At 58.0% G+C, this 13,636-nt stretch carries 12 protein-coding genes and 3 tRNA genes; 4 read left to right on the top strand and 11 right to left on the bottom strand.

The features are described from left to right. The first annotated feature begins 148 nt into the window (after window positions 1-148). Window positions 149-1,225: a sulfite exporter TauE/SafE family protein gene (locus ACXAFI_RS03645; protein WP_475107725.1), complete on the top strand. Its 1,077-nt coding sequence runs from the start codon at window positions 149-151 to the stop codon at window positions 1,223-1,225. A gap of 137 nt (window positions 1,226-1,362) precedes the next feature. On the opposite strand, the gene ACXAFI_RS03650 is transcribed toward ACXAFI_RS03645, so the two are convergent. The 11 genes from ACXAFI_RS03650 to ACXAFI_RS03700 all read right to left on the bottom strand — a co-directional run bounded on the left by ACXAFI_RS03650 (window position 1,363) and on the right by ACXAFI_RS03700 (window position 10,170). Continuing rightward, a tRNA-Gln gene (locus ACXAFI_RS03650) sits at window positions 1,363-1,437 on the bottom strand. Window positions 1,438-1,476: 39 nt separating this feature from the next. After that, window positions 1,477-1,553: transfer RNA gene (locus tag ACXAFI_RS03655), tRNA-Met, on the bottom strand. Window positions 1,554-1,677: 124 nt separating this feature from the next. Then, window positions 1,678-2,598: a DMT family transporter gene (locus ACXAFI_RS03660; protein ID WP_475107726.1), complete on the bottom strand. Its 921-nt coding sequence runs from the start codon at window positions 2,596-2,598 to the stop codon at window positions 1,678-1,680. Window positions 2,599-2,659: 61 nt separating this feature from the next. Next, complete coding sequence (gene ychF, locus ACXAFI_RS03665) at window positions 2,660-3,751, bottom strand: redox-regulated ATPase YchF (protein ID WP_152454601.1); 1,092 nt, start codon at window positions 3,749-3,751, stop codon at window positions 2,660-2,662. 205 nt (window positions 3,752-3,956) lie between these two features. Next, the gene (gene pth, locus ACXAFI_RS03670; RefSeq protein ID WP_475107727.1) at window positions 3,957-4,553 is read right to left on the bottom strand and encodes an aminoacyl-tRNA hydrolase; all 597 of its coding nucleotides are present in this window, start codon (window positions 4,551-4,553) and stop codon (window positions 3,957-3,959) included. A 5-nt stretch (window positions 4,554-4,558) separates the two neighbouring features. Continuing rightward, complete coding sequence (locus tag ACXAFI_RS03675; protein WP_475107728.1) at window positions 4,559-5,182, bottom strand: 50S ribosomal protein L25/general stress protein Ctc; 624 nt, start codon at window positions 5,180-5,182, stop codon at window positions 4,559-4,561. Between the two features lie 212 nt (window positions 5,183-5,394). Next, on the bottom strand, window positions 5,395-6,324 hold the full coding sequence (locus ACXAFI_RS03680) for a ribose-phosphate pyrophosphokinase (RefSeq protein WP_444922630.1): 930 nt from the start codon (window positions 6,322-6,324) through the stop codon (window positions 5,395-5,397). Window positions 6,325-6,684: 360 nt separating this feature from the next. After that, window positions 6,685-6,759, bottom strand: a tRNA-Gln gene (locus ACXAFI_RS03685). A 10-nt stretch (window positions 6,760-6,769) separates the two neighbouring features. Further along, window positions 6,770-7,672 carry a 4-(cytidine 5'-diphospho)-2-C-methyl-D-erythritol kinase gene (gene ispE / locus ACXAFI_RS03690; RefSeq protein WP_475107729.1) on the bottom strand — a complete coding sequence of 301 codons (903 nt, stop codon included), beginning with the start codon at window positions 7,670-7,672 and terminating at the stop codon, window positions 6,770-6,772. 64 nt (window positions 7,673-7,736) lie between these two features. Continuing rightward, entirely contained in the window at window positions 7,737-8,375 is a 639-nt protein-coding gene (gene lolB, locus ACXAFI_RS03695) for a lipoprotein insertase outer membrane protein LolB (RefSeq protein WP_475107730.1), read from the bottom strand. Continuing rightward, a complete protein-coding gene (locus tag ACXAFI_RS03700) occupies window positions 8,359-10,170 on the bottom strand; it encodes a tetratricopeptide repeat protein (protein WP_475107731.1) in 1,812 nt (603 codons plus the stop codon). The genes lolB and ACXAFI_RS03700 overlap by 17 nt, the downstream gene beginning before the upstream one ends. 234 nt (window positions 10,171-10,404) lie before the next feature. Here ACXAFI_RS03700 and hemA point away from each other — a divergent pair, with 234 nt between their 5' ends. Genes hemA through prmC form a run of 3 tightly spaced genes read left to right on the top strand, consistent with a single transcriptional unit; the run spans window position 10,405 to window position 13,630 of the window. After that, entirely contained in the window at window positions 10,405-11,682 is a 1,278-nt protein-coding gene (gene hemA, locus ACXAFI_RS03705) for a glutamyl-tRNA reductase (RefSeq protein ID WP_475107732.1), read from the top strand. Further along, window positions 11,679-12,761 (top strand): peptide chain release factor 1, encoded by a 1,083-nt coding sequence (prfA, locus tag ACXAFI_RS03710; RefSeq protein ID WP_475107733.1) that lies wholly within the window; start codon window positions 11,679-11,681, stop codon window positions 12,759-12,761. The genes hemA and prfA overlap by 4 nt, the downstream gene beginning before the upstream one ends. A gap of 38 nt (window positions 12,762-12,799) precedes the next feature. Beyond that, complete coding sequence (gene prmC / locus ACXAFI_RS03715) at window positions 12,800-13,630, top strand: peptide chain release factor N(5)-glutamine methyltransferase (RefSeq protein ID WP_475107734.1); 831 nt, start codon at window positions 12,800-12,802, stop codon at window positions 13,628-13,630. Window positions 13,631-13,636 lie beyond the last annotated feature (6 nt).

Raw genomic sequence — 13,636 nt, forward strand, 5'->3', positions numbered from 1 at the left:
TGTAAAGCCCGGTGACTGCGGTTGCCGGGTGGTCTTTCCGCATCGTCTTTTCGCGATGTAGTTATCAGCGGTCACTTTCCCACCTTGATCCCGCTTTACACTCATACCACTATTAGCCCCTCTGACGTTTAAGTTCGCGAATAATAAGATGAAATTCCTAGCGCGGTTATCTCTCCGCTACTGGTTTGCCTGGTTGGTTTTGTTTTACGGAGTGTGGCTGTTCCTTGTTTTACAGGGGGATAATCTGGCCCTGGCACTGGAACATTGGTCCATGGCACTGGCCATGGCGCTCGGCAGCTATGCCGCTGGTTCCACGCCCATGGGCGGAGGCACTGTTGGCTTTCCGGTGTTGGTGCTGCTATTTGATATGCCGGCCAGTCTCGGCCGCGATTTCAGTTTTGCGGTGCAGTCCATCGGTATGGTCAGTGCCAGCCTGTTTATTCTCTGTCGGCGACAGGCGCTGGCCTGGTCGATGTTGCGCGGCGCTCTGCTCGGTTCTTTATTGGCTATCCCCGCAGGTATATTACTGTTCGCCCCACTGATCCCTGAATTGTGGGTAAAACTCTCCTTCGCAGTGCTTTGGGGTAGCTTTGGGGTGTTTCATTTATACCGCCTCGCTGAGATTACCGATTGTGAGCACAAGGGTGATCCGCAGTGCCCAACGGATTTTCGTGTAGGTTTTTTGCTGGGGGCTTTTGCTGGTTTTTGTGTGGTCTCCGTGACCGGCGTGGGTGTGGATATGCTAGTGTATGCGGCTCTGGTGCTTTTGAGTCGTGTGGATCTGAAAGTGGCGATCCCCACTTCGGTAGTGATTATGGCCTTCTGCTCTGTGCTGGGCGTGTTGGTGAAATCGCTGGCCGGTGATTGGCAGCCGGGGGTCTTTGGCAATTGGCTGGCGGCGGCGCCGGTGGTGGCCTTGGGGGCACCGCTGGGCGTTTTTGTCGTGAGTCTTCTCGGACGCAGGCCCACACTACTGATTGTGGCTCTACTGTGTGTTGTGCAGCTTGTGTGGACTTGCGTGTCTGAGCGGCAGGCGCTGAGTGGTCTGGGCGGCCCGCTGGTACTGCTGGCGCTGCTGTTGTGTCTACTGGGGTTTGAGTGGCTGCGCGCGCTGGGATTGCGCCGCGAGCACAGTCGTGGAGCCATCTCAGAATTTGCGTCGGCTACGGAAGCTGAGGCGGCTGCAATAGAGGAAAGCTTGGCGCCGGGCGTTAAAGCCGGGTAGGGATGCTTGGTGGTGGCTGGTACGCAATTGCGTGCTGGCAGCGATAAGCTGATATCAACGAACAAAGATGTCGGCTGACGAAGAATCTAGTTTTGAGTGCTGCCCTGGATCGGGCCTGCGGGATAAATTCTGTAAGATGGCTGGGGCGGAAGGATTCGAACCTTCGCATGACGGGATCAAAACCCGCTGCCTTACCGCTTGGCTACGCCCCAGTTTCAAGGTTCACAAAGAATAGACTCTGTGATTTGAAATGGTAGCAAGGGGGAGACTCGAACTCCCGACCTCAGCATTATGAGTGCTGCGCTCTAACCGGCTGAGCTACCTTGCCATTTCTTTTGTTGTCTCGGCTGTCCCGAGGGCGCGCATTATTAATCGATGGGCTGGGTGTGTCAACACTTTTTTTGTATTCTTTTCAGTTAGTTAGCGATTTTTTCATCTGGAGTCAGCGACCCTTAAGCACGGCGCCCGGAACGGATGGCGGCGAGGGCAGAGCCCAATACTACCGCGGCGGCACCACTCCAGCTGATCCAATTGAGCGGCTCCACGGCGATGTAATTGGGCCAGATGCTGCTTACCAGGGTGCTGAACAACAGTGTGATCACTGGCACCAGTGACAGGGTAGCGCTGACACTGGAGGCCTCCCAGTGGGCCAGGGCCTTGCTGAAAGCGCCATAGGCGATCAGGGTGTTGGCGGTCAGGAACGCCAGCAGCAACCAATCCAGCCAGCCCAGGTGGGCGACATCTAGCGGATCGGCCATCGGTAGGAAACACAGAGTGCCGGCGATATAAATTAATACCAGCAAATCCTGCGGCGTGGCGCGGCTGAGGATTTTCTTCTGGAAAAAGCCATACACCGCCCAGGATATGGCGGCGATCAGGATCAGCCCAAGCCCCAGCAGGTAGTTGCTATCGGCACCGCTGCCCAGCTCGGTGAGGCGCTGGTTGAAAAATAACAGCAAGCCCATCACCACCAGGGCCACGCCGCACCACTGTCGCGGCGAAAAACGCTCATCCAACCACAGCACACTGGAGATCAACAGCAACAGGGGCGCCAGCTGAATCACGATCTGTGCTGCACCGGGGGTGATGTAGTTGAGGCCGCTGGCATAGGTGAGATAGTTGAGCAGCAGTCCGGCCACGGCGAGCAGGGTGAATAACAGCAGGCCACGGCTGAAGAGTGTTTTCAATTTCAATTGCCGTGCACGGCCATAGTAGAGCCCCGCCAGCAGTGCTGCGCCGGCAAAACGATACCAAGTGGCGGTCTCAGGGCTGATATGCTCCAGAAGGCCTTTGAGGGCGATGGGCAGGGCTGCCCACATAAACACTGTAATCAGCGCCAGGGGCAGGCCGATCTTCCAGTTTGATTGCGCCATGGATTTTACGCCGCAGGGACTGCCTCCCCGGGTGGGGAGGCGAAAGATAGGTGGGAGGGTATTAGACGTTGAAGCGGAAGTGAATCACGTCACCATCGGCGACAACATAATCTTTACCTTCCAGGCGCCATTTACCCGCGTCTTTGGCTCCGGCCTCACCCTTGTGATCGACAAAGTCGCTGTAGCTAATCACTTCGGCGCGGATAAAGCCCTTTTCGAAATCCGTGTGGATTTTGCCAGCGGCATTCGGAGCGGTGGCTCCCAGCGGAATGGTCCAGGCGCGCACTTCCTTCACGCCGGCGGTGAAGTAGGTGTGCAGGCCCAGCAGCTGGTAACCGGCGCGGATCACCCGGTTCAGGCCGGGCTCTTCCATACCCAGTTCTTCCAAGAACTCCTGCTTCTCATCGTCGTCCAGTTCGGCGATTTCCGCTTCAAGCTTGTTGCAGATAGGCACCAGTACAGCGTTCTCTTCAGCGGCAATGGCGGCTACGGCGTCCAGGTGTGGATTATTTTCGAAGCCGTCTTCGTGCACGTTGGCGATGTACATAGTGGGCTTTACCGTGAGCAGGCTCAGTTCACGCAGGTCCGCCAGTTCATCTTCGGACAAGCCGAAGGAGCGCAGCGGTTTGGCTTCATTCAGGTGCGGCAGGATTTTTTCCAGCAGCGCTTTCATCTTGATGGCGTGCTTGTCCTGCCCCTTGGCGGCGCGAGTAAAGCGCTGCAGGGCTTTTTCTACGGTGTCCAGGTCGGCGAGGGCTAGCTCGGTGTTGATCACTTCGATATCGGATACCGGGTGTACCTGGTTGGCCACGTGGATGACATTGTCGTCTTCGAAGCAGCGCACGACATGGGCGATGGCGTCGGTCTCGCGGATATTGGCGAGGAACTTGTTCCCCAAGCCTTCACCCTTGGAAGCACCTGCAACCAGTCCGGCGATATCGGTGAATTCCATGGTGGTTGGAATCACCTTTTGAGGCTTGACGATCTCCGCCAGCTTGTCGAGGCGGGGATCCGGCACTGGCACTACGCCGGCGTTGGGCTCGATGGTGCAGAAGGGGAAGTTCTCTGCGTCGATTCCCGCTTTGGTCAGTGCGTTGAAGAGGGTGGATTTGCCCACGTTAGGCAGGCCGACAATACCGCAAGTAAAACCCATGGTGATATTTTTCCGTTTGCCCGAGGCGCGTACCGCGCGCTCTGCTAATTGCGTTAGAAGTCCGGTAGTGATTGCGCTGGCGGGAGTCTGGGCGGGCTGGTTAGCACGGCCTCCGAATGATCCGGGCCAGCCGGGAAAATACCGGCAATTTGGCGCAGCACACTATCGAGATTTCCGGGACAAAAGGCAAGCCGCCCGGGGGGATCTATTTGGCGGTGTGCAGCGTTTTCATGGCTGCGCCCCAGTCGCCGCTGGCGGCGGTGGGCAGCACGTCGATCGCGCGATCGATGGCGTCAGCCAGAGTTTCCTGTTCCGCCCTGGGGGCGCGCTGGAGGACAAAGCGCGCCACTTCGCTGGCGCTTCCGGGATGGCCGATGCCGAGTCGCAGGCGCATAAAATCCCGGTTGTTGCCCAGTGCGGCAATAATGTCCCGCAAGCCGTTGTGTCCGCCGTGACCGCCGCCAGCTTTCAGGCGCGCGATACCGGGGGCCAGATCCAGCTCGTCGTGAGCGACCAATATGGCTTCCGGGGGAATTTTGAAGAAGTTCGCCAGCGGGCCTACAGCCTGGCCACTGCGATTCATATAGGTGGTGGGAATCAGCAGCCGGACTTCCCGGTTGCCGATCCGCACACGGCCGGTGAGGCCGTGGTATTTGCTGTCGGAGCTGAGCTGAGTGCCGTGGCGGCGTGCCAGCTCGACAACAAAGTCGGCACCGGCGTTATGTCTTGTCCGGTCGTATTCCGGCCCGGGGTTGCCCAGGCCGACAATCAACTGGATCGGAGTATCCGGTGCCGCAGCCAAGGTGATTACTCTTCGCCTTCGCCAGCTTCTTCGGCTTCAGCTTCAACAGCGCCGCGAGGCTTGTGAATAGAAGCTACAACCAGGTTGTGGTCTTCGCCGTGGCTCAGATCCGCAGACTCAACACCTTCCGGCAGTTTCAGGTCGGAGATGTGCAGGATGCCATCCAGCTCCAGGTCCGCCAGGTCCACTTCGATGAACTCGGGCAGTTTGCCGGCAGGAGCATTGACTTCCAGTTCGGTCAGGGTGTGAGAAACGATGCCGCCGGCCTTAACGCCTTTGCAGGTGTCTTCGTTGAGGAAGTGCAGAGGCACTTTCACGTGTACTTTGGTGCTGGCGGAAACGCGCTGGAAGTCAATGTGCAGCAGCAGTTGCTTGGCAGGGTGACGTTGCAGATCGCGCAGAATAACTTTCTCTTCTTTGCCGTCGACGTCGATGGTCAGCATGGAGGAGAAGAAAGCTTCGTTTTCCAGGGCCTTGAACAGGTCCTTTTGCAGCAGGGATACGGATTGCGGCTCAACTTCGCCACCGTAAATGATGCCGGGTACACGGCCTTCCAGGCGACGCAGGCGGCGGCTCGCACCTTTCCCTTCATCGCTGCGGGCAATGGCGTTCAGTTTGATATCAGACATGGGTAAAACCTCGGGTTGTCTGTCCAGAGAGACCTGCGACCGGACCGCTCTGGTGTTTATGTAAATTGGGCGTTTGCCCAAAAGTAATTGCCCGGCTAGGCCGGGCGGGCGCGTATTCTACGGGAATCGGGCCCAAACGCAAAGTGCCCCGGCGATGCGGGGCACTTTAACTATTTGCCGGTTGTCGACTGGAGACCCCTGATGGGGCGCTCTTAGCGGAACATCGCGGAGAGGGATTCCTCGTTGCTGATGCGACGCATGGATTCAGCCAGCATGGCAGCCAGAGTCAGCTGGCGAATTTTCGGGGCTTTTTCCATCTTGTCACCCAGCGGGATAGAGTCGGTAACAACCAGCTCGTCCAGAACAGAATTGTTCAGGTTGCTGATGGCGTTGCCGGATAGTACCGGGTGGGTACAGTAGGCCACGACTTTTTCTGCGCCGTGTTCTTTCAGGGCGTTGGCGGCGTTGCACAGGGTGCCGGCGGTGTCGACCATGTCATCGACCAGCAGGCAGGTGCGGCCGCTGACTTCACCGATGATGTTCATCACTTCGGCAACGTTGGCGGCGGGGCGGCGTTTGTCGATGATGGCCAGGTCGCAGTCGAGGCTCTTGGCCACGGCGCGGGCGCGTACAACACCGCCGATGTCCGGGGAGACCACAACCAGGTTCTGGTACTTCTGACGCTCGATATCGTCGAGCAATACGGAGGAACCGTAAACGTTATCCACAGGGACATCGAAGAAGCCCTGAATCTGCTCGGCGTGCAGATCGACGGTCAGTACGCGGTCGATGCCCACACTCACCATCATATCGGCAACCACTTTTGCAGAGATCGGCACTCGCTGGGAACGCACGCGGCGATCCTGACGGGCGTAGCCGAAGTAGGGTACCACTGCGGTAACGCGGCCGGCGGATGCGCGGCGCAGGGCGTCTACTAGCAGGATCAACTCCATCAGGTTGCGATTGGTGGGCTGGCAGGTGGACTGCACCACGAAAACATCGCGGCCGCGCACGTTATCGGTAATTTCAACAGCGATCTCGCCATCGGAGAAGCGCTTGACCGTAGCTTCGCCCAAGGGGATCGCCATATGGTCGACAACCTTTTGTGCCAGTTCCGGGTTTGCGTTGCCGGTAAAGACCATTAAGTCAGCCACTGCGAGTTCCTTTAATTCTGTCTTGAAGTGAGTTGAAGTGTAGATGCCGGCATTTTTTGCTAGCAGTTAGGATGCGATAGCACCACTTTTAATAGGGGGCGATAGTACGGGTAGCGAAGCGGGTACATGCGCTGGCCGCCCCGGATCGCCCAGGTGGTTGCTTTGACGTTCGGAGAGCCTCCGGGTCGCCGGCAGGGGTTTGCGCGCAAAGCTGCCTTCGACATTGTTTCTTTGAATTCGGGGATAGGCTTTTTGCAGCCCGTTACGGGTGGCCTTGGCCGGTTGGGTCAGTGTCGACTGGAACATGTCGGAACCGGGTTTTTGCTGGTGCCACTGCGTAAAAGAAAATGGCTGGGGCGGAAGGATTCGAACCTTCGCATGACGGGATCAAAACCCGCTGCCTTACCGCTTGGCTACGCCCCAGCATCTTTCCTCAATCGCTTGAGGTTAATTTCGCGAGTCGCTGGTGTACCGGTGAAACCTGTACGCCGGCTGCAACAAAACCCTGCCATTTTCGCGGTAACCTGGCAAGTGCCGTTTGGGCTGCTTGCTCAGTTTCGAAGGCGGCAAAAACACAGCCTCCGGTGCCGGTGAGTTGTGCTGGAGCAAATTGCTGCAGCCACTCTCGGGCATCGCGAACTTCAGGGTAGAGACTCTCAACGAGCGCCTGGCAATCGTTACCGGAAAAAGCTTCCAGTTTCTTGCTGCTGAGTGGCTTTTCATTGAGCTGCCCCTCGCGAAGGGCCGCTAATGTAATTGCGACGGAATCTCTTGTCAAACGGGAATCGGAAAAAATTTTTGCAGTGCTCACTTGGCAGCCGGGAGCTACGACTAGATAGTGGCGTTTTTCTGTGCAAAGTGGTGTGAGTTTTTCCCCGACACCCTCAGCCCAGGCAGTGCGCCCGCGCACAAACACCGGTATATCCGCACCGAGTTGTCGGCCCAGCTCGGCGAGGCTTTCGATCGATAAATGACATTGCCAAAGATAATTAAGGCCGAGCAGTGTAGTGGCAGCATCGCTACTGCCGCCGCCAATACCACCACCGTGTGGCAGTTTTTTATTCAGGCGGATATGAGCACCGGGAAGAGCGACATCTTGCTTCTGTATATTTTTACGAAGCAACTGGGCTGCGCGGTAGACCAGATTGTCCTGCTCGGGAACATCCAGAGTTCCCGCGTCGACGCTAATAACCCCATCGTCCCGCAGGGAGAATTCAAGGCTGTCGCCGTAATCGAGTATTTGGAAAAGGGTCTGCAGCTCGTGGTAGCCATCGGGGCGACGGCCGAGTATGCGCAGGATTAAGTTGAGCTTGGCGGGGGCGGGTAAAGTCAGCATGCGGGATGAGTGGGCCGGTTAATTCTGGTGGCACCATAATACCCGCATGCTAGGGGTTCGGCATTTAAAAACCCCACTCCTTGATCACCAGAGTCACCTGTACCGGTCCGGCGACACCGTTAGTCTGGGCTTTAATGCGAGTGGGAAGGAGGTAGGGACCGTTTTGGCGGTAATCGCTAAAGCGCAGGGACCAGCCGGATTGCTGCAGGCTCTGAAGCTCTCCCCGGCCGTTATGTTTTTCCGCGCCTCTGGGGCCGGGCGCGGGAAGGCCACGCACCCAGTAGAACATTTCCTTGGCGGGCAGGGGCCAACCCAGGGTCTGTTGGGTGAGTTGGGCAGCGTCGCGGGCCACCACAGGGGCTTCATTGCCGCGCACCAGGCTGACACCTCCAGCGGAACCGGATATCACCGTAGTACCGGCACCGAGAGGGCCGCTCAGGTGAATACGAAAATTTTGCGGGCCGCTCTGCTGCCAGGTCAGGTTGGCACTGCCGTTATCAGCCGGAGAGCGCACACCTAGCTTGCCTTTAATACTCCACTGCTTGAGTTGGGCAACCGATGTGGGCGCTGCAGTTTCGCCGGGGCTTTCCGACGCAGCGGGTTCCTTGGTCTTCTGACCGGCACAGGCGGAGATCAACAGGGTGAGGACTGTTACCAGTAGAAAAGAAAACTTACGGTTGGCGGCGTCAGTTGTCAGATGCATGTTGTTCCAGTGTTTCTTTGATTTGCAGACGTTTCATCGCTGCCGGGATGATCTTGCTCTCGGGGTTGGCGGTCAACCCGTCTTTCCAGACTTTGAGCGCAGCATCGCGATCCCCCAGAACCCAGAGTACTTCTCCCAAGTGGGCGGAGATTTCGTGATCCGGCAGTTTCTCCAGAGCCCGGCGCAAATATTTTTCCGCGGCGCGATAATTTCCCAGACGGTACTGCACCCAGCCCATGCTGTCGATGATGGCCGGGTCCTCGGGCTCCAGTTCCAGGGCTCGGCTGATCAACTGCAGGGCCTCCGGGCGACGGGATTCATCATCGATCAACTTGTAGCCCAGTGCGTTTAAAACCGTGGCGTTGTCTGGGTCGCGTTCCAGCAGCTTGCGCAAGTCCCGCTCAAACTCCGCGCTATTGCCGAGCTGGTCGTTAAGCAGGGCGCGGGTATAAATCAAGCGGCCGCTGTTACTCAGAGTGGCTACAGCTTGATCAGCCAGTTGCAGCGCCATCTGTGGTTCGCCACTCTTGCGCAGCAATTCGACCTCCATCAGGAAAAAATGTTCTGCCTGTACGGGGTGTCGCTCGCGTAACTCGGCAAACCATTGGCTGTTTTCGAGGTGTTTTCCACTGGCTGCGAGCAATTTGGTGCCCGTGGTGATGGCCTCTACATAATCAGCTCCGGGCTCCACTTGCTTGAGATGCGCGGCGGCGGTGACGTTGTCGCCCTGTTTCTCCGCGAGTCCACCGAGGTAAAAGTGTGCCGCGGATTCGTGCTGCTCCAGTTCTAGTAGCCGGTCGAGTAAAGGTTTGGCTTCAGCGAGCTGGTTGGTTTCATAGTGGATCAGCGCCAGGGATAAAATCAGGTTACCGTCTTCTGGGCGTTGCTTGACCAACTCGGCGAATTGCTGGCGTGCGAGGGCCAGATCTTCGCGGATGAGCAGGCGCGCGTATTGCAAACGTAAACGGGTTTCTTCCGGGTAAATTTTGACTAAATTTTCCAGTAGCTGGATAGCTTCTATGCGTCTATCCAGGTCCACCAGTAAGTGGCTCTGCAGCAGTGGGGCATCCAGCTGGTCTGGGTGTTGCTCCTGAACACGGCGGACCAGAGAGAGGGCCCGCCGGTACTGTTTGGCATCGCGCAGCACTATGGCGTGGGCCATGACCACTTCATCGTTGTAGGGGTAAATCTCGGCGAGCCGAGCAAATTCTGCACGGAGCTTATCATCCAGTTGTTCGTGGCCGATGGCGGTGGCGGCGAGGGATTGCATCGGCGCTTTACCGCCGAGAGCCAGTGCCTTCTCCGCGTGTTTCAGGGCCTCTAAAAATTCCCCTGCTAGGGTGAGCTCTGCAGTTAGTGCCAGCTGGGCATCGGCATTATCCGGCTCCAGTTCGGCCCATAGCTGCGCTGAGCGCAGAGCGGCCTGACGGGCATTGAGAAAACGTGCAATGCGGGTCGCACGGGCTGCAACGCCGGCATCTTTGGTGACCTCAGCCTGGTGATAGTAGTTGGCTAGAGCTACGTCATACTGTTCGCGGATACCGGCGACTTCGGCTACCAGCAGTGTGTAAAAGGTATCGATGGGAAAGCTGCGAGCTTCGCTCTCTTCCGCGGCGACAGTCGTCTGCTCATCGCTGCGCTGTTCCTGTGTCTGGCGTTGGGACTCTTCGCTAGTTGCCGGTTGAGATGGCGCTTGAGCACAGGCACCCAGCAGGTAGGCGAGTGACAGGCAGAATGCGCAGAGCGATGGAGCTTTGATTCTACAAGGGTTGTGCGGCTGACGGGATGGGAGCATAGATCGTATCCATACATGGCTGCTGCGGAGAAGCGGTGTAAGAGTGGCGCGTTTTAAACGTTTATCGCCATATAATTCTAGCCGTGAATCCGCTCCTGGAGTGCGGGCCCTGGGCCGGTTGCACAAATCAGCGCACAATTAAACCGTATCACCAGCTTGCAAGCGAAGCGACAGCCCGTGAAAATGCGCCCCCAATGCGGATGACGCGCCTCTAGATTTAGCCGACGGAACTCTATGCCAATTGTTACCCTGGGGATCAACCACGACAGTGCGCCTATCGAGGTGCGCGAACGGGTCGCTTTTGCGCCCGAGGTGATGCCCGGTGCCCTGGGGGATGCGCGCAAGGCGCTCGACTGCCGGGAACTCGCCATTCTCTCCACCTGCAACCGCACCGAGATCTATGGGAATGTGGAAGCGGAGCCGCTGCTGCAGTGGTTGGCGCAATACCATCAGGTACCACTGGAGCAGCTGCGGGGTTGCAGCTATATCCACACCGGCGAGGAGGCGGTGCGCCATATGATGCGTGTGGCCTGCGGTCTCGATTCACTGGTTCTTGGGGAGCCGCAGATTCTCGGTCAGTTCAAGTCAGCCTACGCCGTGGCGCGGGAGTGTGGCAGTGTCGGCAGCGAGTTACACCGGGTCTTCCAGCGGGTGTTTACCATAGCGAAAAAGGTGCGCACCGAGACGGCAATCGGTGAAAACCCGGTCTCTGTCGCCTATGCGGCGGTGTCCTTGGCCTCGCGTATTTTTACTGACCTGAAGAAACAGACCGCACTGTTGATCGGTGCCGGTGAGACGGTGGAGTTGGTGGCGCGTCACCTGTTGGACCAGGGCATCAAGCAGTTGATTGTGGCCAACCGCACCCTGAGCCGCGCACAGTTACTGGCGGAAAACTTTGGCGCTGAAGCAATACTGTTGGCAGATATTCCCGAGCACCTGGCTCGTGCCGATATCGTGATCAGTTCCACCGCCAGCCAGCTGCCGATTTTGGGCAAGGGCGCGGTGGAGTCCGCCCTGCGCAAGCGCCGCCACAGCCCCATGTTTATGGTGGATATCGCGGTGCCGCGGGATATCGAAACCGAGGTCGGTGAACTCGACGATGTCTACCTGTATAGCGTTGACGATCTGCGCGGTGTGATCGATGAAGGAATGCGCTCCCGTGAGCGCGCCGCCGAGGCCGCCGGGGAGATCGTAGATAGCGCTGCGGCGGAATTTACCAAAGAGGGACGCGCCCTCGGAGCGGTGGATACGATTCGCAGCTACCGCCAGCGCGCCCAGCAAATCAGTGGGGCCGAGCTTGAGCGAGTCCTGTTACAGCTCGATAAGGGCGAAGATCCCAGGCGCTTGATGGAGCAGCTGGCCCGCTCACTGACCAATAAATTAATTCATGCTCCCACGATCAGCCTGAGAAAAGCGACTGCGGATGGTGACCTGGAGCGGCTGCGTATTGCCCGCGAAGTGGTGGGGCTCGACGACCTCGCCGATACCGAATTAGAGAAAAAACAGAAATGAAAGAATCCCTACTGAACAAGCTGGAGAATTTGCAAGAGCGCCACGAAGAGGTTTCCGCGCTGCTCGGTGATGCCAGTGTGATCTCCGATCAGGACCAGTTCCGCGAGCTGTCGCGGGAATACTCCGAGCTGGAAGAGGTGGTCAAGTGCTACGGCCGCTACAAGCAGCTGCAGGAGGATATGGCGGCGGCGCGGGAAATGCTCGGCGAGAGTGACCCGGAAATGCGCGAAATGGCCCAGGAGGAGTTGCGCGAGGCGGAGGTTCAGGTTGAGCCCATGGAGCGCGAGCTGCAGACCCTGCTGCTGCCCCGCGACCCCAATGATCGCAAGAACGTCTTCCTGGAAATTCGCGCCGGTACCGGCGGCGATGAGGCGGCGATTTTTTCTGGCGATCTGTTCCGCATGTACTCTCGCTATGCGGAAAAACAGGGCTGGCGCATCGAGATTGTCAGTGAGAATGCTGGGGAACACGGTGGCTACAAAGAGGTTATCACCCGTGTGGCCGGTGAGGATGTCTACGCCAAACTGAAATTTGAATCCGGTGCACACCGTGTGCAGCGGGTGCCGGAAACCGAGTCCCAGGGACGTATTCACACTTCCGCCTGTACCGTAGCGGTGATGCCGGAGCCGGACGAGCGCGACGCGATCGAGATCAATAAGGCTGATCTGCGTGTGGATACTTACCGCGCCTCCGGTGCAGGCGGTCAGCACGTTAACAAAACCGACTCCGCCGTGCGCCTGACCCACCTCCCTAGTGGTATCGTCGTGGAGTGTCAGGATGAACGCTCCCAGCACAAAAACAAAGCCAAGGCGATGGCGCTGTTACAGGCCAAGCTCTCCAGTGAGCAGGAAGCAGCCGCCGCGCGGGAAATTTCTGACGCGCGCCGCAGCCTGGTGGGCAGCGGCGATCGTTCCGAGCGTATTCGTACCTACAACTATCCCCAGGGCCGGGTGACCGACCACCGTATTGGACTGACCTTGTACAAGCTTGATGAAGTGATGCAGGGTGCCCTGGAAGAGGTGATTGAGCCGCTGCGTACCGAACACCAGGCGGATCAGCTGGCGGCGATGGGACAATAGTTGACGTTTTGTTTGCCGCTATTGGGTAGCACTTTCCTATGAGCAGTGTGAAGGGCAATCTTTCCCGCAGTATTGAACTCACCGATAGCGAGTCGGCGCGTCTCGATATAGAGGTGCTGCTCGCGCATATTCTCGGTCGCGAGCGCACTTGGCTCTATACCTGGCCGGAATACGAGCTGAGCCCGAGTGAGCAGGAGGAATTGGATGCCCTACTGGCGCGACGTAAAAACGGTGAGCCAGTGGCCCACCTGACTGGCGTGCGGGAATTTTGGTCGCTCACTTTGAAGGTCGACGCTTCCACATTAATTCCACGGCCGGATACCGAATTGTTGGTGGAGACCGCCCTGGAACTCTGCCCTCAAGAGAAATTGTGCGCACTCGACCTGGGCACTGGTACCGGTGCCATAGCCCTGGCGCTGGCCTCGGAAAAGCCCGGTTGGCAGATTGTCGCCGCGGAGAAATCCCCAGCCGCCCTGGCACTTGCTGAGGAAAACCGAAAACGGCTCGGCTTTGCCAATGTTCAGGTTCTTGAAAGCGATTGGTTTGCACAGTTGCAGCCCCAGCAATTTGGCCTGATCGTCAGTAATCCCCCCTATATCGATGCGGCCGATCCACATTTGGCCCAAGGTGATGTGCGCTTCGAGCCGCACTCTGCGCTGGTTGCTCCGCATGAGGGGTTGGCGGATATAGAGAGGATCGCCAGAGGCGCTGCAGACTTTTTGCAAGGCGGCGGCTGGTTGATGGTTGAACACGGTTGGCAGCAGGCCGAGTCTGTACGGGAAATTTTTAGCGCCGCGGGTTACTGCGCGGTTGAGAGCCGCAAAGATTATTCCGGCTGGGAGCGTATAACCCTAGGACGCAAAAACTAGTCGGGC

This window comes from Microbulbifer sp. ABH2_005, from assembly GCF_056160005.1.